This is a genomic window from Chitinophaga terrae (ex Kim and Jung 2007), assembly GCF_900107795.1.
GTDB lineage: Bacteria > Bacteroidota > Bacteroidia > Chitinophagales > Chitinophagaceae > Chitinophaga > Chitinophaga terrae.
This window is the reverse complement of the sequence record NZ_FNRL01000032.1, coordinates 43,407-64,314: the sequence shown is the minus strand read 5'-3', so window position 1 is coordinate 64,314 and position 20,908 is coordinate 43,407. Positions and strand designations below refer to the sequence as shown.

General features: G+C 46.2%; 16 protein-coding genes. 4 read left to right on the top strand and 12 right to left on the bottom strand.

All coding sequences use genetic code 11. From position 1 onward, the window contains the following. Positions 1 to 18 precede the first annotated feature (18 nt). Complete coding sequence (locus tag BLV62_RS24425) at positions 19 to 2,961, top strand: PAS domain S-box protein (protein WP_089765176.1); 2,943 nt, start codon at positions 19 to 21, stop codon at positions 2,959 to 2,961. On the opposite strand, the gene BLV62_RS24420 is transcribed toward BLV62_RS24425, so the two are convergent. From BLV62_RS24420 to gcvT, 12 genes are all read right to left on the bottom strand, one after another. Further along, entirely contained in the window at positions 2,958 to 4,655 is a 1,698-nt protein-coding gene (locus BLV62_RS24420) for a sensor histidine kinase (RefSeq protein WP_089765174.1), read from the bottom strand. The genes BLV62_RS24425 and BLV62_RS24420 overlap by 4 nt on opposite strands. Beyond that, positions 4,652 to 5,776, bottom strand: a complete 1,125-nt coding sequence (locus tag BLV62_RS24415) for a universal stress protein (RefSeq protein ID WP_089765172.1) — start codon at positions 5,774 to 5,776, stop codon at positions 4,652 to 4,654. The genes BLV62_RS24420 and BLV62_RS24415 overlap by 4 nt, the downstream gene beginning before the upstream one ends. Before the next feature lie 9 nt (positions 5,777 to 5,785). Beyond that, positions 5,786 to 6,871 (bottom strand): porin, encoded by a 1,086-nt coding sequence (locus BLV62_RS24410; RefSeq protein ID WP_089765188.1) that lies wholly within the window; start codon positions 6,869 to 6,871, stop codon positions 5,786 to 5,788. A 102-nt stretch (positions 6,872 to 6,973) separates the two neighbouring features. Next, positions 6,974 to 7,537, bottom strand: a complete 564-nt coding sequence (gene kdpC / locus BLV62_RS24405; RefSeq protein WP_089765170.1) for a potassium-transporting ATPase subunit KdpC — start codon at positions 7,535 to 7,537, stop codon at positions 6,974 to 6,976. 22 nt (positions 7,538 to 7,559) lie between these two features. Beyond that, positions 7,560 to 9,605: a potassium-transporting ATPase subunit KdpB gene (kdpB, locus tag BLV62_RS24400; protein WP_089765168.1), complete on the bottom strand. Its 2,046-nt coding sequence runs from the start codon at positions 9,603 to 9,605 to the stop codon at positions 7,560 to 7,562. 21 nt (positions 9,606 to 9,626) lie between these two features. Beyond that, entirely contained in the window at positions 9,627 to 11,339 is a 1,713-nt protein-coding gene (kdpA, locus tag BLV62_RS24395) for a potassium-transporting ATPase subunit KdpA (protein WP_089765166.1), read from the bottom strand. A 27-nt stretch (positions 11,340 to 11,366) separates the two neighbouring features. After that, entirely contained in the window at positions 11,367 to 11,444 is a 78-nt protein-coding gene (locus BLV62_RS28190; protein ID WP_139170387.1) for a potassium-transporting ATPase subunit F, read from the bottom strand. Between the two features lie 106 nt (positions 11,445 to 11,550). After that, positions 11,551 to 11,889 carry a DUF7674 family protein gene (locus BLV62_RS24385; RefSeq protein ID WP_139170385.1) on the bottom strand — a complete coding sequence of 113 codons (339 nt, stop codon included), beginning with the start codon at positions 11,887 to 11,889 and terminating at the stop codon, positions 11,551 to 11,553. A 238-nt stretch (positions 11,890 to 12,127) separates the two neighbouring features. Continuing rightward, a complete protein-coding gene (locus BLV62_RS24380; RefSeq protein WP_089765160.1) occupies positions 12,128 to 15,868 on the bottom strand; it encodes a DEAD/DEAH box helicase in 3,741 nt (1,246 codons plus the stop codon). A gap of 293 nt (positions 15,869 to 16,161) precedes the next feature. Further along, positions 16,162 to 16,884, bottom strand: a complete 723-nt coding sequence (locus BLV62_RS24375) for a 2-phosphosulfolactate phosphatase (RefSeq protein ID WP_089765158.1) — start codon at positions 16,882 to 16,884, stop codon at positions 16,162 to 16,164. A gap of 15 nt (positions 16,885 to 16,899) precedes the next feature. Then, entirely contained in the window at positions 16,900 to 17,373 is a 474-nt protein-coding gene (locus BLV62_RS24370) for an SRPBCC family protein (protein WP_089765155.1), read from the bottom strand. Between the two features lie 85 nt (positions 17,374 to 17,458). Next, positions 17,459 to 18,547, bottom strand: a complete 1,089-nt coding sequence (gene gcvT / locus BLV62_RS24365; RefSeq protein ID WP_089765153.1) for a glycine cleavage system aminomethyltransferase GcvT — start codon at positions 18,545 to 18,547, stop codon at positions 17,459 to 17,461. Positions 18,548 to 18,753: 206 nt separating this feature from the next. Here gcvT and BLV62_RS24360 point away from each other — a divergent pair, with 206 nt between their 5' ends. The 3 genes from BLV62_RS24360 to BLV62_RS24350 are packed head-to-tail and all read left to right on the top strand — an operon-like array spanning position 18,754 to position 20,903. Further along, on the top strand, positions 18,754 to 20,037 hold the full coding sequence (locus BLV62_RS24360) for a M28 family metallopeptidase (protein WP_089765152.1): 1,284 nt from the start codon (positions 18,754 to 18,756) through the stop codon (positions 20,035 to 20,037). Positions 20,038 to 20,085: 48 nt separating this feature from the next. Then, positions 20,086 to 20,481, top strand: a complete 396-nt coding sequence (locus BLV62_RS24355) for a nuclear transport factor 2 family protein (protein ID WP_089765150.1) — start codon at positions 20,086 to 20,088, stop codon at positions 20,479 to 20,481. 14 nt (positions 20,482 to 20,495) lie between these two features. Then, entirely contained in the window at positions 20,496 to 20,903 is a 408-nt protein-coding gene (locus tag BLV62_RS24350; protein WP_089765148.1) for a hypothetical protein, read from the top strand. Positions 20,904 to 20,908 lie beyond the last annotated feature (5 nt).

Genomic DNA, 20,908 nt, shown 5'->3' with positions numbered 1-20,908 from the left:
GCCCCCGAATCTTTTAGGATGAAGAAAATACTCAATACTGTATTAGCTTTAGTGCTGGTAGTAGTAATGGCGCTGGTGGGTTTTGTTTATTACGCCTGGATGGTCCAGAAACGAAGCCGGACTGCCGCCGCAACCATGACAGAGACCAATCGCCTGATCGACAAGGTAAGAAGCATTGCCATGCTGGAAAACCAATATACCACCGCGATCAGGAACATGCTCCTGAAAAATAACACGCAACTGTCCCCGGAATACCTGGCAATCCCCGATAGTATCCAGCGTATCTTCAACAACCTGCAGGGAAACGGGTTGCTAGACAGCGCCTCCAATACCATCCTGTTTAACCTTCAACGCATTGTCAACGAAAAAAAGAACTATAACCAGGAAGTCTTAAATGCAACCCCCAACGATCCGCAACTGGCCAGGCAACTCATTACCGCCTCCGGGGGAACTGCGCTGCGGGCTTCCCTGCTTACAGAAGTCAACGCCTTTATACAACTCCATCGCAATAAGCTGATCAACCAGGTAGATAAAGATCTTCATTATACCCTTTATTCTTTCTGGACAACCATCATCATCAGCATCTTCACCCTGATCCTGCTCATCGGCGAAGGAAGATATATTTACCGCCTGTTCATGAAACTACGCAGGAGCGCCAACCAACTCCATAAACGGGAACAATCGTTTATCCGCCTGGCCGAAGAATCTGAACTGATCATATATAAATCCAGTTTCGACGGGCATTTTATATCCGTGAGCAAACGCGCCGCGGAAATGACAGGCTATACCAGCGCCGAACTGGTAGGAAAACATTATTCCATCTTCCTGTCGGAAGAGACGCATAAAGAACTGCAGGAGTTTTACATGAACCAGGTTAAGAACGGCGACGATTACTCCTTTAAACAGTTCGAGATCATCACCAAAGCCGGGAATAAAAAATGGGTAGAACAACTGGTTACCATTATCTACGATATTGATGGCAGGGTAAAAGAATTTCAATGTATGGTCAGGGATATAGATAAGGAGAAAAGAAACGAAGACCAGGTCCAATACCTGCAGGAACGACTCGAAGCAATCCTCGACTACATGCCTTCCATGATGTTCGTAAAAGACATGCCAGGCAGGTACCTGCTCGTTAATAACCGGTTTTCGGAGATGATGAATGTAGCGAAGAAAGATATTATTGGTAAAACAGATAAGGAACTGCCTTTCGAATGGGTACATAAATATTCGTCGCTCGACGAAGAGGTGATGGCCACCAACACCAGGGTAAAGCTGGAAGATACTATTTACAGGAATGGCAAAGAATATCATTTCCTGATCACAAAATTCCCTTTACGGAATGCCGATAATGAAATGATAGGCATCTGCGGCATAGGGCAGGACTTTACAGAAAAAGCCAACTACATCGCAGCCGTTGAAGAAGCCAACAAAAGAGGAAAGGAAGCCATCGCCGCCCAGGAAATGTTCCTGGCCAATATGAGCCATGAGATCAGAACGCCTATGAATGGCATCATCGGCATGACCAACCTGCTGATGAAAAACCAACTCACACCCAAACAGCTCAACTACGTTACCGCCATCAGGTCGTCTGCTATCCGGCTGATGTCTATTATCAGCGAAGTATTGGACTTCTCCAAGATCAAGGCCGGTAAACTGAATATCCAGGAAGAGGTGTTCGATATCCATGAAGTTGTTGCCAATACCCTGTTACCGTTGAAATTACAGGCGGAAGATAAAGGGCTGACCTTCATTACCCAGGTAGATAAGAATATCCCTCAACACCTGGTAGGCGACGATGTAAGGCTCACCCAGATACTGACCAATCTCGCGGAAAATGCTATCAAGTTCACCTCCAAAGGAAGCATTACCGTAAAAATATCCCTCGCCTCAAAACAAACAACGGAAAACCAGGTCAACATCGCTTTTACCATTATCGATACCGGGATCGGGATCGAACCCGAAAAACATGAACTTATCTTCAAAAGCTTTTCCCAGACCCATGCCAGCAACTCCCGCAAATATGGGGGAGCGGGCCTTGGACTGGCCATCACTAAAGAACTGATCGGGTTATTGAATGGAAGCATTAAAGTAGAAAGCAGCCTGAATGCCGGCGCCACTTTCCATTTAGAACTCCCATTCCAGGTCAGCGCAGAAAATACGGTTGCAGAAGAAACAGACAGGCTGGCCAAAACCGATGCCCCGCTGATCGGGAAAAATATACTTATCGTGGAAGATGATGATATCAACCAGCAGGTTGCATTCCAGACGCTGCACGACGCAGGCGCCAGGGCAGATGTTGTTCAAAACGGGAAAACAGCCCTGCAAATCCTGGACTACAAAAAATATGATTGCATCATCATGGATATACAAATGCCCGAAATGGATGGATATGAAACAACCCGGCAGATAAGAAATAAAAACATCAACACCTATATCATTGCCATGACAGCTTCCGCACTGAAAGACGAAAAAGCAAGATGCCTCCAGGCCGGCATGAATGATTATGTTTCCAAGCCCTTTGAGCCGGCAGACCTGGTCTATAAAATACTTAAGGGAACAAGAGAAAAAATAACCGAGCCGGCAACAACCGCAACAACGGCTGCCGCCCCGGTTCAGGAGGGCTTATCTTTTGATGTCGTATACCGGATGTTCTCCGGCAATAAAGCCAGCGTTAAAAAATTGCTGAAAGAACTGGTCAAGCAACTGCCGCAAAAGTTTGAAGAGCTTCAACGGCTGGCAGATGAAAAAAAATGGAACAACTTTTACATCCTTGCCCACCAGGTAAAGTTCAACCTTTCCGTTGCCGGCATGCCCGACGCTTCACAAATGGCTAAAGAACTGGAAATGGACGCCAGGCAGATGATAAACCTCGACAATGTAAAGGAACGGGTAGAACAAATACAGTCTATCTATCTTCAAAACGTACACTATATCGAAGAACACCTGGCAAATACCTAGGCTACAGGCAATGAAAAGAAGAACCGGCTGCCTTTGCCTTCTTCGCTTTCTACACCAATAACGCCACCCTGGGCTTCAATAAACTCCTTGCTGATAGCAAGCCCTAACCCGCTGCCTTGTATCTGCTTAGCGCCCGGCACCTGGTAAAACCGTTGGAAGATCTTATCCTGGAAAGCCGCAGGTATGCCCTTTCCAAAATCCTGGACCGAAAATGCTACCTGTCCGGAAGGGGACTCGTTTATATCAAGTAATATTTTCCCTCCATCAGCAGAATACCTGATCGCGTTGGTCAGCAGGTTAACCAATACCCAGGCTGTTTTTTCAACGTCGGCCACCACTTCCGGCAGGTTCTCTGCAACATGTTCTTCTATCATTACATTCCGTTGCGCCGCTTGTTTATTAACCGCATCCAGCGCATAGTTCAATATATTGGTTACAGCTACCGCCTGGGGCTTCAGTTGTATATTCCCGCTTTCGACCTGTGAGAGGTCCAGTAATTCGCTCACAATCCGGATCATCCTCCTGTTATCCTGCTTCAGGCTATCGATCAATTCCCGCTGTTCTGCAGACAACGTTCCTGTTCTTTCATCTTCCAATAACTTAATACTGAAATCAGAAGCGGCCAGCGGTGTTTTAAGTTCATGAGAAATGGTAGCAATGAAGTGGGTTTTAGCCAAATCCTGTTCTTTAAAGGAAGTGATATTCCGGAGGATGATGATGTAACCGATACGGTTCTCTTCATGGGTAATATCGCTCATCTCCTTTGTAAAGAAGGCTTCCTTGCCGTCTACCACAATTTTAACGGGAGCATTTTCGCCGGTATTGATCATAAACCGCAGCAGATCGTTGCGCTGGGCCGCTTCTGCGGCAGGCTTGCCTACCAGGTCTTTCTCTTTCAGGTTCAGCAACTGCAGGGCAGGGGTGTTGGCAAACAGGATAACATTGTTGTTGTCTAACCCAATAGTAGCATCTTTCAGGCTGCTGATCACCGCCTCCGCACGTTGCTTCTCAAACAGGATGCGTGCAAGATTGCTATGTTCATATTCATCCAGTCGCTGGGCCATGGTATTAAACGCCGCCGCCAGTTCTCCAAATTCATCGTCTGATTTAAAATACAGTCGTTTGCTATACTGTTTGTTGGCAATACTTTTTATACCCTCCGTCAGCGCGTGGATCGGGTTGGCAATATACCCGGGAAAATTATAAACGAAGGTAAATCCCAATAAGAAACAGATACCGCTGATAATGGCAATATACATCAGGGCATGATCAGCCGCTTTCTTTGCCTTTTCATTCTTGCCAACAATGGCGTTCATGTTCAGGTCCATGATCTTGTAGATGCCCCGCTTTATTACGCTTACATCCCCGTTGCTCCCGTTTTTGAATGCAGCAAAGGCCGTAGCTACTTCCTGGGTAGCCGCTTTCTCCCCGGGTTCTGTAACATTGATGCTTTGTTTTTGTAGGTTAGCCTCAAAAGCATGGATGCCGCTATCACGGTTATTATGCATATCTTCCAGGGCAACCAGCATATTCTTGGAGTAGTCGAGCGACTCGTAATTATCCTTCAATATAACTTTTGCCTTTTCGTTTAGCCTGTTCAGGTAGTAGTACCCCAACACACTTACCAGCAGCAGCATCAAATAAAGGAAAAGTACCCCTACTGTAATTTTCGTTTTTAACCTGAACTTATTCATGATAATATGATGATATCAATATCGTTGGACGACAAAGTTTTTAACAGTTGGTTAAAAAGATTGGTTCTCAAAATTATGCGGAAAAGGCTGATATGAGGTTTTCCCATGCAAATAGTGGTAACCTGTTTAGCCAGCGCCGTATCAATGATGGCGGTTGAGATGCTGGAATGCTGTACATGCAATACTTCCGCCCCCAGTTCAGTGGCTAGTTTCAGGTTGTTGATCAGGTGGCGCTGGCTGGCCAATGCAATTTTGTTTGCGCTTTCCCTGGGGGTCTGAACGTATAACACGTACCAGTCGGCATGGTAGTAAGTTGCCAGCCTCGCGGTTTTCCTGATCACTTTCTTCGCCGCTTCATCATTGCTTGAAATACAGGCCAGGAAAGTTTCATGACGCATCTGCAGGCTGCGCGGTATCTCCGTCTCCACTTTTCTTTCCACCTGCGTAGCTACTTCTTTCAGCGCCAGTTCTCTTAACTGCAATATCTTATCTGCCTGGAAAAAATTACTTAACGCATTCTCAACCTTCGACCTGTCATAGATCTTTCCTTCTTTCAGCCTTGTGATCAACTCATCGGCCGTCAGGTCTATATTCACTACTTCATCCGCCATTTTCAGCAACAGGTCGGGGATCCGCTCTGTTACTTCAACACCGGTAATAGATTTTACCTCCAGGTTAATGCTTTCGATATGCTGTATATTAACCGCCGAGATAACATTTATACCGGCATTGAGCAGGTCTACTACATCCTGCCAGCGTTTTTCGTTTTTACTACCCGGGATGTTGGTATGAGCTAATTCATCTACCACAACCCAGTCGGGCGCTAACAGCAAAATAGCTGAAAGATCCATCTCTTCCAGCATTTTACCTTTATAGAATACCTGCCGCCTTGGGATCTGCGGCAGGCCGTCGAGCAACGCATGGGTTTCTGTTCGCCCATGGGTTTCTATATACCCGATCTGAACATTGATACCGTTCCTCAGCATGGCATGCGCTTCCTGCAGCATACGGTAGGTTTTACCTACCCCGGCGCTCATGCCTATGTAGATCTTAAACTTCCCTCTGCCGCTCCTGTTGGCCAGCTCCAGGAAATGTTGTACGGATGCTTCTTTTGTATCCATAATTATAAGCTAAAACCAAACCGACAGCGAAGCTGTAAGCGAGGTATTGGTGTTTGCCAGGTCTGTTCCTCTGATAAAGATCTTATCCTTCCCGTCGAACACCCGGCCTTCTATCCTGAAAAGCACGTTGTTTGCAGGGCTAACGTCGAAGTTCAGGGAATAACCCAACGTTTTAAAACCATTGCCTGTACCGGTATTGATAATAACGCCATGCGCATCGCTGTAATATTCTACCCGCCCTGCAACTGCTATCTTGTCTGTTACTGCAACCTTCCCGATAATAACAGGGCTATACCAACTGTTATAACTGCTGCTGCCTTTGGCAACCTGTTGTATGCCGTAGTCGAAACCTGCCACCAGGCTAAAACAGTCTGTTATATTAAAGGTACCATAAACATCACTAAAATAGCGCATTTGCCTGGTGCTATCCGGCAGGTCGCTGCCTGCATAAGTGCTCCAGTTCAACAAGACTTTTGCACTCGGTTTAAAAGTGATCTGGGTGCCAAAAGAAGGGGTTTGGCTTCCATCGGCTTTCCTGATCCTCTGCCAGCCGTTCAGGTACATGGCGGAGAATAACCACTTGTCGTTGGGCGTCCAGGTAATTTTAGCCCCCGTTTCGTAGTACGGCGAGTTTTCAGCAGCTATACTGCGGGTAAGGGTAGGACAGTCTTTCCCGATAGCGCTCTCCCAGCCGATATGAGCCGGCATAATACCGGCATCTATCCATACCTGCCTGCCCACTCTTATCCCCACATTGGCTTCATATACATACTGGAATACCGATGGTTCAGCCGCCAGGTTGTACTGGGCATATGTACCCGTCATCAGTGCGAGATTGCCTCTCACCCTGTCGGAGGTATAGTTGGCCTTTAACATAGCCAGGTTAAGATTCAGCTCATTATGCCGGTTGTAGTTATATAAGAAACCCGGTTTTAAATGGCCCGATGGTTTATTAAGATCGTAACTATAATACGCTTCCGCATAGCCCGAGAATGTAAGTTTCCTGTTCTTATTGATGTTTGTACTGTCTTGTGCAAACATAGTGATAGCTGCAGCCAGCAGGCTGGCCAATATGAGAATAACTTTAATTTTCATGTATAATTTAATATAGGCGTTACCGATAATCACCGGCAATCCAGTAATGGATTACCGGTGCTGAGTTTTCATAGGATCTTTCATGGTATGGGAAGGCTGATTTCACTTCATCTCGTCCAATGCGATGTTCAACTTCAATACGTTTATGGTTGGCACCCCAAATAAGCCCAGCAGCGGGCCTTTCGTGTTTTTGGCCACAAGATCTTTCAGTTTTTCAGGAGCAATACCCCTGAGTTTAGCGATGCGGGGCACCTGCACCAGGGCGGCGGCCGGGGAAAGGTCAGGGTCCAAACCGCTTGCTGATGCAGTTACCAGCTCTACCGGGATATCAGTTCTTTTAATTTCAGGGTTATGCACCATGAAGGTATCTATGCGTTCCTGCACACTTTTCAGGTAATCCGGGTTGCCAGCCGCCTTGTTTGAGCCTCCCGATCCCGCAGCGTTATAGTTTACCGTAGAAGGGCGCGGCTGGAAATATTTATCATCAGAAAACTGTTGAGCAATATTTTCATATCCTACCACTTTTCCGTTATGCACCACTTTCACTCCATCTCCCTTACCGGGAGCCATTTTGGCCACTGCAGATAAAAAGAGGGGATATAAGCCGCCCAGCAATACGATCAGTATTATTGTCAGCTTGATGGATGGCCAGAGATACTTTTTCATTTTATTCAATAGTTTAAATCAGTTAAAAGAATAGCGCTATAAACATGTCTATCAGTTTGATGCCGATAAAAGGAGCGATGATCCCGCCTACTCCGTAGATAAGGAGATTGCGGCGCAATAAAGCGCTGGCGCCGATAGGTTTGTAGGCCACGCCTTTTAAGGCCAGCGGTATCAACAGCGGAATGATAATAGCATTAAAGATCACGGCACTGAGGATAGCTGTTTCAGGGCTATGCAGCTTCATAATGTTGATAGCCTGCAAAGCCGGGATGGAAGCCACGAAAAGGGCAGGAACGATCGCAAAATACTTGGCCACGTCGTTGGCGATAGAGAAAGTGGTTAATGTACCGCGGGTCATGAGCAACTGTTTTCCTATTTCCACGATCTCGATCAGCTTTGTAGGGTCATTGTCCAGGTCTACCATGTTGCCTGCTTCTTTTGCCGCCTGGGTACCGCTGTTCATCGCTACTCCCACATCGGCCTGGGCGAGGGCAGGGGCATCGTTGGTTCCGTCTCCCATCATGGCTACCAGGCGCCCTTCGCCCTGTTCTTTACGGATATACTTCATTTTATCTTCCGGCTTCGCTTCCGCGATGAAGTCGTCTACCCCTGCCTTGGTAGCAATATATTTTGCTGTTAAAGGGTTATCGCCTGTTACCATCACAGTTTTTACGCCCATTTTACGCAGGCGGTCGAAACGCTCGCTGATGCCGGGTTTGATGATATCCTGCAACTCAATCACTCCCTGTACTTTACTGTTCAGGGCCACTACCAGCGGGGTACCTCCATCTTTGGAAATAGCTTCCACTCTCGTGCGTACTTCTTCAGGGAAACTGTGACCTTCTCTTTCTGTCAATTTTTTAATTGCATCATAGGCGCCTTTGCGGATACGTCTTCCGTCGGGCATATCTACGCCACTGCTACGGGTTTCGGCGGTAAATTTCACCATGGTAGCCTGGGCTATCGACAGTTTGTTCACTACTTCTTTACCCGCCAGCTCCACGATGGATTTGCCTTCCGGTGTTTCATCGGCCAGCGAGCTTAATGCGCAAAGACTGATAAACTCTTCCTGGTTCACGCCTTTGGCTGTATAGAAATTAGTGGCTTTACGGTTTCCGATGGTAATGGTACCGGTTTTATCCAGCAGCAACACGTCAATGTCTCCTGCTGTTTCTACTGCCTTTCCTGATTTAGTGATCACGTTGGCCCTTAAAGCCCTGTCCATCCCCGCTATACCGATCGCAGATAATAATCCGCCTATCGTGGTTGGGATCAGGCATACAAACAATGAGATAAAGGCGGCAATAGTTATAGGTGTGTTAGCATAATCTGCAAACGGTTTTAAGGTAACGCATACGATGATAAACACGATGGTGAAGCTGGCCAACAGGATTGTCAATGCTATTTCGTTGGGCGTTTTCTGCCTGCTGGCGCCTTCTACCAGGGCAATCATTTTATCAAGGAAGGATTCGCCGGGTTCTGTGCTCACTCTTACTTTAATGTGATCAGACAATACTTTTGTTCCGCCCACCACGCTGGACTTATCGCCGCCGGCTTCCCTGATCACTGGCGCACTTTCGCCGGTAATGGCCGATTCGTCTATACTTGCCAACCCTTCTATGATCTCGCCATCGGCGGGAATAATATCTCCCGGCTCGCATACGAATATGTCGCCTTTTCTTAAAGAAGAAGATGAAACTACTTTTATTTCATCCGTAAATATTTCTCCGACCAGGGATACTTTTTTGGCAGGAGTATCTTCTCTCGTCTTCCTCAAACTCTCTGCCTGGGCTTTACCTCTTGCTTCTGCAATAGCTTCTGCGAAGTTGGCAAACAATACGGTGATAAGCAGCATCAGGAAGATCGCCACGTTCCAGCTTAAAGAACCCTGGTCTGTGTGCCCTGTAAACCAAACATACAAGGTCACGATCAACATCACCACTGTACCAATTTCCACGGTAAACATCACCGGGTTCTTGATCATCAGTTTAGGATTCAGTTTCACAAAAGACTCCCTGAGGCTTTCCATCACCAGGTCTTTAGGAAACAATTTATTACTATGCTTCATGTTAATTAAGTCTATTAGAATTTACAGGGAAAAATATTCGGCTATCGGCCCCAATACCAGTGCAGGGAAGTAAGACAAGGCAGTAAGAATGATAATCACTGCAAACGTCATTGCCCCGAAAGTGAGCGAATCTGTTCTTAATGTACCGGCAGATTCGGGCACATATTTTTTAGACGCCATAATACCTGCAATAGCCACCGGGCCGATGATAGGCAAGTAACGTCCAAGGATCAGTACAAAGCCGGTGCTTACGTTCCAGAATACGTTTCCGTCGCCCAGGCCTTCGAAACCGGAGCCGTTATTGGCGTTGGAAGATGTATACTCGTACAACATTTCCGAAAACCCGTGATAGCCGGGATTATTCAGCCATGCGCCTGGCTTCACCGCCCAGTTTATATCCGGGTAATGCACCAGGATCCACGACGACAGCGCAGTACCAGCCAGTATCAGGAAAGGAGATAAAAGCGTTATCAAAGCGGCGATCTTCACTTCCCTGGCTTCCAGCTTGTGCCCCATGAATTCAGGGGTACGGCCTACCATCAGCCCCGAGATGAACACCGCGATAATGATATAGATATAATAGTTCAGGATACCTACGCCGCATCCGCCATACAGGCAGTTCAACATCATACCCAGCATCTGCATTAAACCTGTCATAGGCATGGTACTGTCGTGCCATCCGCAAACCGAACCTGTGGAAATAATAGTAGTCACTGTACTCCAATAGCCGGTTGCCGCTGCGCCAAACCTTACTTCCTTGCCTTCCATAGCGCCGGCGGCCTGGTCTATTCCCAGTTTGGCAATAGCTGGATTGCCGGCCATTTCCTGCTGCATGGAAGGGATCAGCAGGATGATCATCCCCAGGGTCATTATTGCGAAAATGATATTGGCAAATTTCCTTCGCTGGATGAAGAGCCCCAGGGCAAATACCATTGCGATCGGGATCACTACCTGCGCAACCATTTCGGTCATCCAGGTAATGTAGTTGGGATTCTCCAGCGGGTGCGCCGAGTTGGCGCCAAACCATCCGCCCCCGTTAGTTCCCAGGTGTTTAATGGCTACAAACCCGGCAACCGGCCCCCTGGATACATTAACTGTATCGCCCTGCATAGTCACTACCGTGTCCTTGCCTTCAAAACTGGCGGGCATCCCGTTGAAAATAAAGATCAGCGCTATTACAATGCTTATTGGCAAAAGGATGCGGGTGATCGTTTTCAGGAATATATCCCAGAAGTTCCCTAACTGCGTAGTTGTTTTTTCCTTTAACGCTTTAAATACCACTACCAGTGCTGCTATACCTGTTGCGGCGCTTACAAACTGCAGGAAAGCCAGTACAAACAACTGCGTGAAATAAGTCACGCCTGTTTCTCCTGAATAGTGCTGCAGGTTGCAATTTACAAGGAAGCTGATGGCCGTATTGAATGCCAGGTCGGCAGATTGGCCGGGATTGCCATCGGGATTCAACGGCAGTTTGTCCTGGAACATCAACACGAAGAAGGCGTATATAAACCAAACCAGGTTAATGGTCAGTAATGCTTTCATGTGTTGCTTCCAGTTCATCTCTTCTTTCGGGTTGATCCCCGAAATTTTAAAGAAGAGCTTTTCGAGGGGCGACATGAAATCAAGCCAGGTTTTATCGCCTTTGAATACTTTTACAATGTACCTGGATAGTGGCCAGGCCAGTAACAGCGTAATGCCATAGGTAGCAATAACGCCTGCAATTGCTGTGTTCATGTATATCTTGGATTAAAATAATTGCTATCAGAATTTTTCAGGTTTCAGCAAAACGTATAACATGTAGCCGAAAACAAGGATGGATAACACAAATAGTGCAGTCATTTTTCTTATTGTTAAATGTTTTCGAAATAGTCGACAGACTTGAAAAAGAGGACAAAACACGCCAAACCGGCTAAAACCATTAATACGGTCATCATCGCGCTTAGAATTAAATAGTTTGTAATTGTTGAATCCTGACGTTCCTCAATGCCAGCGGGAGCAATGCCTGGTGCTTTTTAAGAAGCAGGGGAGAGAGCGCATAAACGAATACGCCTTCGATGGCGTTACGGAGTGTACTGCTGCCGTTCTTATAGAGGACGCCTGCCATGGTAAAACAACGTTTTACCTCGCCAAGGCTGCCGGAGCGGATCATTCGGCCTGTGTAATCGGCAAACGCGTTAATTACTTTGCTTACGGCTACTTTGCCTGCCGGCTGCCCGTTGGCCGGGAAAGAAATACCCGGTAACTGTGAGCGTATCAACATGGCAATTTTTGAATCTGGTAACATTTTGATCTGTTTATTTGATGCCAGGAGATATGCTATCTAAATGCCAGATCCTTCAAGCAGATATTTAAGTCGTTTATATTCAGTTCATTATATTGAATAATAAGAAAAATGAAAGAAGATAAAGGAAATGAAACCATGCAGAAATGGTAGGGTCTATGCAAAAAGTGAAAGGGTTCTTAACAAACAAAAAGGCTACCTCTACTAAGTAAAGGTAGCCTCGCGTATAATAAAATATCGATTAGCTGAACAGGTACAGCACGTCTTCTTTCGTCAGTTTCTTCACAAATCCACTGTCATCAGCTATGATCTCTTTCACCAGCGATTTTTTACGTTCCTGGAGTTGCAGGATCTTTTCCTCCACGGTGTCTTTACAGATCATCCGGTAAGCGAAGATATTTTTCGTTTGCCCGATACGGTGAGTACGGTCAATGGCTTGTTGTTCCACTGCCGGGTTCCACCACGGATCTACGATATATACATAATCGGCCGCTGTCAGGTTCAGACCCACGCCTCCCGCTTTCAGGGAGATAAGGAATACCCTGCACTCATCGTTATTCTGGAAGTTCTGAATAGCCTTTTCCCTGTCCATGGTCGAGGTGCTGCCATCAAAGTACTCGTACGGTATCTTCATTGTCTGCATCCTTTCCCTGATCAGGCCTAACATACCCAGGAACTGGGAGAAGATCAGCACCTTATGGTTGCCGATGTTCTCTGAAATTTCGCGGGTCAGTTCGTGCAACTTCACAGAGTGGTTAGGATACTGCTCCGTGTCATTCAGGATAGCCGGGGAATCACAGATCTGTCGCAGCTTCATCAGGCCTTGCAGGATGGTCAGCTGCGAGCGTTCAATACCCTGGTCTTCTATCACACCCAGGATCTTGGAACGGTAAGTATTTCGGTAAGCATCGTAAATATGCCTTTGTTCCGGGTCCATTTCGCAGAAGATAACCGTTTCAATCTTATCCGGTAAGTCTTTTGCCACCTGTTCCTTGGTACGGCGCAGGATGAACGGATAGATCAGTTTACGGAGGTGTTCTTTTCTGTCTTCGTCCTGGAATTTATCGATAGGCGTAGCAAATTCATTCCTGAAAAAGTCTACGCTTCCCAACATTCCCGGGTTCAGGAAATTCATCTGCGCATATATATCGAAGGTGTTGTTCTGCATTGGCGTACCGCTCAAAGCCAGCCTGTTCTTGGTTTGCAGGAGCTGTGCCGCCTTGGTCACCTTGGATTGCGGGTTTTTGATAGCCTGCGATTCATCCAGTATCACGTAATCAAACTCCAGTTTCATCAATAGCTGTATATCGCTTCTTAATGTTCCGTACGTGGTGATGATCACGTCAAATTTGGACAGTTCTTCCGCGGTTTTCAGTCGTGCCGGCCCGTGATGAATATGATGGGAGATATCAGGCGTGAATTTCCTGATCTCATTTTCCCAGTTATAGATCAGCGTGGTAGGACATACAACCAGGGAAAGGGTTTTATTCAGGCTTTTGTTCTTGTAGTATTGCAGGAATGTCAGCGCCTGGATGGTTTTACCAAGACCCATGTCGTCGGCCAGGATACCTCCCCACTTGATGTCATCCAGGTAGTTCAGCCACTGGAAGCCGCTTTCCTGGTATGGACGCAGGTTGGCGTGCAGGTTATGCGGCAGCGAAATATTGCGTATTTCGTCGAACTGGAGCAGCTTCCTGCGTTTTTGTTCCAGTTCTATTACCACGGCTTCGTCGTCGATAAACTCATAGAGTTCATCAATTACGCTGAAATTGTATTTGCTGAGCTTAAGTCCTTTGTCTTTCTCTTCTCCCACTTTAAACAGGAGAGAGTATTTACGCAACCATTCTTCCGGCAAAAGCCCCAGTGAACCGTCTGCCAGCTGAACATAGTTTTGTTTATTGGCTAAAGCCTGCTTAATATCTTTTATGCTTACCTTCTGATCCCCGTACAATACCTCGATCTGTGCATCAAACCAGTCGATGCCTGAGCTGATCTGCAGGTTGGTTACAGGTTTATGAGAACTGAACTTGAAGTTGCGCAGGGAGTCGAAACCGAATACCCGTACGTTCATCTCTTTCAGCGCGTCAAAGAAGAGGAAGAACCAGTTGTTCTTCAACGCTTCCTTAGCGCGCAGGTAGAAATAGTTATGGTTCTCGCTGGTCAGGAAGTTGGTATGCAGGGTACGCAGTTTATTTACAAACTCATCTTCCGCTTCCTTATTACGATGGATGATCAGCACTTTGTTCCCTTCCTGGATGGTGATCTTTGTTTCATCATTCCATTCCACTTCCTGGTGACGGTAGGCAAAACCCGGCTGGATGATGAAGGTTTCTCCCAGCTCTTTCAGGAATACCCTTGGTTCGGGCATCAGGTCGTCTACCTCTGCCAGCAGTTCTTTATCAAATTGAATATCGTATTGTTTACTGAGCGGCAGCAGGTAATCTTTCAGGTATACCGGCCATTCGGCGTTTGCGATGCGCAGTTCGCCGTTTTGCCTGAATAGTTCCGCATGGAGCGCATCCTGCGGGTTCTCGAACAGGTACAATACGTTTTTATACAGGAAGAGCAGTGAACTTTCCCAGGCATTATCAGCAATGCTGATCATTTCGCCTTCGATATTCACGTAGCAGCGAATGGTTACGTGCGTATCTCCCGTTTCTGTTTTGATGATCAGTTTTAACCTGTCGGCCCCTATCTGCAGGTGTTCCAGGTTTTTTGTCTTGAACGCCTGGCGGTTAGGGAGAACAAATACCAGTTTGTGTTCTGCAAGCTGAGGGAACAGTTTAGCCAGTTTAGGATGCAGGTATTCCAGCATCAGTTCTTTGGTTTCTGTTGGCAGTTCTTCCTCGTTCTCGTGGGTGATGTTTTCCCAGATCCCTGCGAAGGGAGAGTTTTTAGAGAGGAATTTGCTTACCTCGGGCCCCTGCAGTTTACGGATAGGAGCTATCAGTTCCCTGTCTTTTTCCTTGAACTGGTAAAAATCAACATACTTCGTGAGATCCAGTTTGCTGGCCAGGGAAACGAAGGCTGTTTGTTCTTCGTTGACTTCGCCGCTTACCAGGTCTATTTTGAAATGCGGGTATAATTGTTCGTTGGCGTTGAAAACAACAGCCAGCCGTTGAGAGATCGTAATGGTTTCTTCCGGCTGCGGAGGGGCTGGGCTGGCGGCCTGGCGGCCGATCGCAGAGCCATCCACCCGTTTGATAGATGGATCGAGCACCCTCAGGAAGGGTTTTCCATCTGTATAACTGAACGCGAATTTGCCATCCAGGTCATCAGACAGGGAATAGCCGTATAATGATAAAAGTTTGTTTTTCTCTTTATCCCAGTTCCTTAAGGTATCGAAATAATAAGGACCGAATTTTTGCAGTAATTGCAGGAAGAGTGTTGTCTTATGCACGCAGAGCGCATATTCTGACTCGTCGCAGGTACAGTGGGTATCAAAAAAACGCTCTTCGTTGCGCTGGATGATAAGCGGGTATTCGTGCCCGTCTAATTTGAGCACCGCTTCTACTTTTTCATCCTTTGCTGAGTTGATTACTACAGGGCTTTTTTTAGCCAGTTCTTCTGCTTTCTCAAAACTGGCAGCAGAAGTAAGCAGTTTGATTGTTTTGAGGTCAATAGATTTCATTTTGATCAGTGTATGATGCTGATCAAAATGCGATTCGAAACTTTCGAAATGGTTCTTATCCAGCATTTCCTGGAGCTGAAAAAGGGCAGCAGCTTCATGGCGACAAATATCCCCCAGGTTGTAAGGGCATTGGCACCTAATAGACATACCGGTTGGATCTCCATATTTTGCGATGGAAACACGATAATAATTGGCATGCGTGTCGCTCTTTACGCGGAAGGTCGCGGTTTTTAAGACTGGATCGGCTTCAATTAATTCAACCCCTCCTGTCGAAAAGATACGCTTCCCCCTGCGGATCACTTCATCAGTGCCGTTGTTGTAAACATATTTTAGCAAATGGGGTAGCGACATACTATTCGTTGTTGCCTGCTTTTTTATTTACCAGCCAAGGGTTAATAAGTATCGAAAAATTTTTTGCAGCTGATAAAAAGGCAATCCACAAAAGTAAGCAGAAAATTTCTAATTCGGCGCAGCTGAAACGTGCTATTAGTGTTATTAAATCGCTTAACTGGTGGTTTGTAAAAAGGAGATAGAAAGAAGATTGGGTTATTAACAAATAATGCAATTATAACAGAATATAAATCAATTTTTTATATATGAAAAGGGAGATTTTTCAGAAAAAGTTAAAAATCTCCCTTACAATTTTATTCTGCTATCAGCTCCCCGTTCTTAAACAGCGGTAACACGTTTGCGCCATCAGGAGTGAGGCAATATTGAATATCTTTTTCAAGCCCGAAGTTCGCCAGTCTTTTATAGTGAGTGGCCTGCTTCATGAAAGTATAGATATCATCTTTTGCTGCATTGTATAATGTTTCGGCAGCAATGGCAGAATCGCAGTTGATATCAAAATGCGCTTTAATACGATTCACCACTGCACCTGCAAAGAGGGTATCTTCCAGGTTTACCCTGTCTTTCCAGGCTGCGCAGCCCAGGATGACGTTTTGTCCCTGCGCCACGAGGTAGTCGCAAACCGCGCTGATATTAGGGAAAGAACCGGTAATGATCTGGATGGCATCTTTAGCCATATGCAACAGCTTCGTACCATTGGTAGTGGTCAGCACCAGCGTTTGATTCTCTATAAATTCACGTGGGTATTCGAAAGGGGAGTTGCCATGTACCAGTCCTTCCGCTATCCGGCCATCCCTTTCACCGGCGGTGATACCGCCAATTGCACGGCCGATATTCACGCATTCTTCCACGCTGGCAACCGGGATAACTCTTGCTGCGCCATTGTACAGGGCAGTGCAAATAGTTGACGTAGCCCTTAGCACATCAATAATAACTACAATACTGTTCTTTACATCGTACAGATGCAATAAAGCCGGGGATAAACATACTTCCAGGCTAGGTTTGTGATTTTCTGACATTCAATTGTTTTTAAATTAATCAAGGATCACTCTCCACTTGTCACTCTCTGCATAATCCTTGATCGTACTATTCCTTTGCTGCAGGAGCTTTGTCATATAGTTATGAAGAAAAAGTTTTTCAAACACTCTTCCGAACCAACCATATGGGGTGCCAAAATCCATGATATCTATCATTACTGTACCGTTATCTATTTCTTTGAAATAGTGGTCATGTTTCATATAAGTGAAATCGCCCTGCGTCATCTCATCTGTAAAGAACTCGTTCTGTTGCATGGCTGTGATCTGGGTGGTCAGTTCCCTTATTTTGCCAAGGTGTTTTGCCCGCCACGTCACAGATTCGTTATATGATATCAGCCCGTTTGTGCGGCCTTTAATAGCTTCTTCCTGCCGGTGTTCCATACTGCGTTTATGCAGTGTGATACTCCGGCTCAGGTCAAACACCCGCTGTAAAGGCGCATGAATAACGGTAGTTAAATGAATAGTAGGCATAGATATGGTGGTATAAATTTCAAGCGTTTCGCACCCGGAAGTACGAAACGCGGCCAACGAAATTAATAACTTTACCCCGCTATTCCTAGCTCAGGAAAGGTACTTTTACCACTTTTGCTTTTAAAGCCTTATCGCGAACGGCTATATAGATCTCTGTTTCGGGTGTTGCAAAGGCTGTCTGAACATAGCCCAGGCCTATTGCTTTTTGTAAAGATGGAGACTGCGTACCGGAAGTTACTTTACCGATAACATTACCTGCTGCATCCTTTATTTCGTAATCATGACGCGGGATTCCCTTGTCGATCATTTCAAATCCAACCAGTTTGCGGGTTACTCCATTGGCTTTCTGCTGTGCAAACAGCTCGCTTGATGTAAATGGTTTGGTAAATTTGGTGATCCATCCCAAACCTGCTTCCATAGGGGAAGTAGTATCGTCGATGTCGTTGCCGTATAAGCAGAAGCCCATTTCCAGGCGCAGGGTATCGCGAGCGCCCAGGCCAATAGGTTTCAGTCCTTTCGGAGCGCCGATCTCGAAAATTGCATCCCAGATCTTCGATGCATCGCCGTCTTTGTCTTCAAAATAGATCTCCACGCCTCCTGCCCCGGTGTAGCCGGTAGCGCTGATCAGCACATTGGATACCCCTGCAAAAGCGCCTTTCGCAAAGGTGTAGTATTTCATATTTATCAGGTCTACATCCGTTAATGGTTGCAGGATGCTGGCGGCATTAGGTCCCTGGATCGCCAACAAACAGGTTTTATCTGAAATGTTGTGCATTTCAACCCCCTTGTCGTTAAATGAGCTGATCCAGTTCCAGTCTTTTTCGATATTGCTGGCGTTAACAACCAACATGTATACTTTATTTTCTTCAATACAGTATACCAGCAGATCGTCTACTATCCCGCCTTCTTTGTTAGGTAAACAGCTGTACTGGGCTTTACCGGCAGTGAGCTTGGATGCGTCGTTGCTGGTAACGCGTTGGATCAGGTCCAATGCATTTTCACCCTTTAAAATAAACTCGCCCATGTGACTTACATCAAAAACGCCGGCATTTGTACGAACCGCATGGTGTTCGTCGTTAATACCAGTGTAGGAAATAGGCATGTTGTAACCAGCAAATGGGGCCATCTTCGCTCCCAATGCAATGTGCTTCTCAGTAAAAGGCGTGTTCTTCATACTACGTTTTTAAAACGGGGCAAAAATAGGGATTTGGCAACTATTAACGTCCAGGAAGGTGCGCTGAATGACAGTGCTAAGACGATTCATGATATTTACATTATAAATAGTTCAAATACAATGAACTAGAAAAAAAGATTTGGCAGGATTTTAATAGATGGATAGGGGTAATTCGTACTTTTGCTTTAACACCCAATATTATTGCTGTGAAAAAGATAACCTGGCTGTTACCACTGGTTGTGATAACCATATCTGTTAATGCACAGAAAAAAGAGGACAGAAAAACCATTGGCAACCTACAATCGCACATCACTTTTTTAAGTAGCAACAAGCTCGAAAGCCGGAGTACCGGCGCCCCGGGAGAGCAACTGGCCGCAAACTACCTCGCGGAACAGATGAAAAACTCCGGACTTACCCCAATGGGTAACGACGGTTACCTCCAGGCCTTTACAGTAAAAGAAAGCCGCGAACCTTCCGCCAACTGTTCGGTGACAATCGACCAGCAAACGCTGAAGACCGGCCGCGATTTCCTGCCCCTGCCTTTCAGCGCCCAGAAAACCGCCAAAGGCGAAGTGATCACAGGAGTGAATGAACCCGATAACATCTGGTTCATAAACATGGAAGATATAGATTCCTCCAGCCAGCTAACAACCCTCCAGCAATGCTTCCGCCTGGCAAAAGAAGCTGAAAAGGCCGGTGCAACCGGCGTTATCTTCTATAACGGCAAGGTAGATGCACCCGAAGTACAGAAATGGTTGCAGGAAGCGACACCAGCTCTTTCCATCCCTGCCGTATGGGTAAATGACGCAACCAGCAAACTTTTAAGCGCCGATGACGCCAACGGCTTCCAGGTCAATATCCGCGTAGCCTTCGACAATATCAAGCGTAACGGCACTAACGTGATCGGTTATATCAATAATAAAGCAGACCGTACTATTATCCTGGGAGCGCATTACGACTTCCCAGGTTGGGACAGCAGCGTACAATCCAGCAACAACGCCAGCGGCACCGCCGCTTTGCTCGAACTGGCAAGGCTTTTACGCAATTCTTCCCTCCATAATAATAACTACCTGGTAGTAGCCTTTTCAGGTAAAGAGCAAAACCTGGCAGGCTCCAATTACTTTGCCGCTCACCCAACCATTGACCTGTCAACGGTTAACTATATGATCAACCTGGATGGCATCGGCCAGTTATCGCCCGATCAGCCACTACAGGTGAACGGAAGCAGCTCGTCTGACGACTGGACCGGCATCCTGCAACAGGTAAGCCCCGAAGGGTTTCGCCTGAACGTCAGCAACACTGCCGGCGTATCTGATCATGCCGCCTTCTTCAAAAAACATATTCCCGTTCTTTCTTTCTCTACCAACTCACTGGTTCCGGAAAACAACAAGATCAACTACGACGGTACCCTTGGCGTGATCAAACTCGTATACAGGATCATAGACAAAACGAACAGCAAGGATAAACTTGCTTTTACCAGCGCACAATAGGTTCCATCGTCCCTAATGATTATTTTCGCATAAATTTATCCCTGCTTAATGGACGAAAAACTGGCGCTTATATACCGGTACTTCCATCTCCTGGAGAATTTCTCAGTAGATGCTGCTGAATATGCCACTATTTTTCATCCCAACATTATCCAGACAGCTTATCCTAATTTGTTGTCTGAAGAAGTCAAACAGCGGAACTTCGATGTTATGCTGGAAAGTATGGCTATTAATAAGGTCATCCTGAAATCTCAGCACTTTAGCGTGGTTAAAGTGGTGGAAACGGGCAATACCCTGGTTGTAGAAGCAACATGGACAGGCGAGATAGGAGTAGACGCCGGCAAATTCCGGCGGGGTCAGGTTATGAAAGCTTTTATCTGCAGCGTTATAGAATTCAGAGATGGCAAAATTTACAGACAGCGGAATTATGACTGCTACGAAAATTAAATGCTATGAGAATTATGAAAAAAATATGTTCTTTCCTGTTAGTTGCAACAGCCTTATTTGCCTGTAACAATACAGCCCGTGAACAAACCAAAGACAGGTCTGCATACGATGTGGTGACGGAGAAATGCTATGTGTACAGGGAATTTAAGCCCGCTTCCGACCCGCTGACGGATTCGGTGCTTCAATTGAGAAAGAACCTGACAGAATACTTGTCCCAGAAAGGATTCCAGGCGCATATTGCAGGGAAAGACAGCCTGCTTTTCCGCCGGGCCAACGGGCAGGAGGTGATGATCGAGCTGCCGCATCCCCAGGATATCTGGGAACAAAGCACTATTATAGTGTTTGATCCGCAGAAAAATCCTTTGTTTGTAAATTTACACAAAGGCACTGCCCAATTAGATCAATACCTTCAAGCAAAATAACCTGT

Coding starts and splice junctions, on each gene's coding strand:
- BLV62_RS24420 (WP_089765174.1), bottom strand. CDS start 4,655: ATGAATAAGTTCAGGTTAAAAACGAAAATTACAGTAGGGGTACTTTTC.
- BLV62_RS24425 (WP_089765176.1), top strand. CDS start 19: ATGAAGAAAATACTCAATACTGTATTAGCTTTAGTGCTGGTAGTAGTA.
- BLV62_RS24370 (WP_089765155.1), bottom strand. CDS start 17,373: ATGCCTACTATTCATTTAACTACCGTTATTCATGCGCCTTTACAGCGG.
- BLV62_RS24385 (WP_139170385.1), bottom strand. CDS start 11,889: ATGTTACCAGATTCAAAAATTGCCATGTTGATACGCTCACAGTTACCG.
- BLV62_RS24355 (WP_089765150.1), top strand. CDS start 20,086: ATGGACGAAAAACTGGCGCTTATATACCGGTACTTCCATCTCCTGGAG.
- kdpC (WP_089765170.1), bottom strand. CDS start 7,537: ATGAAAAAGTATCTCTGGCCATCCATCAAGCTGACAATAATACTGATC.
- gcvT (WP_089765153.1), bottom strand. CDS start 18,547: ATGAAGAACACGCCTTTTACTGAGAAGCACATTGCATTGGGAGCGAAG.
- BLV62_RS24410 (WP_089765188.1), bottom strand. CDS start 6,871: ATGAAAATTAAAGTTATTCTCATATTGGCCAGCCTGCTGGCTGCAGCT.
- BLV62_RS24415 (WP_089765172.1), bottom strand. CDS start 5,776: ATGGATACAAAAGAAGCATCCGTACAACATTTCCTGGAGCTGGCCAAC.
- BLV62_RS24375 (WP_089765158.1), bottom strand. CDS start 16,884: ATGTCAGAAAATCACAAACCTAGCCTGGAAGTATGTTTATCCCCGGCT.
- BLV62_RS28190 (WP_139170387.1), bottom strand. CDS start 11,444: ATGACTGCACTATTTGTGTTATCCATCCTTGTTTTCGGCTACATGTTA.
- kdpB (WP_089765168.1), bottom strand. CDS start 9,605: ATGAAGCATAGTAATAAATTGTTTCCTAAAGACCTGGTGATGGAAAGC.
- BLV62_RS24380 (WP_089765160.1), bottom strand. CDS start 15,868: ATGTCGCTACCCCATTTGCTAAAATATGTTTACAACAACGGCACTGAT.
- kdpA (WP_089765166.1), bottom strand. CDS start 11,339: ATGAACACAGCAATTGCAGGCGTTATTGCTACCTATGGCATTACGCTG.
- BLV62_RS24350 (WP_089765148.1), top strand. CDS start 20,496: ATGAAAAAAATATGTTCTTTCCTGTTAGTTGCAACAGCCTTATTTGCC.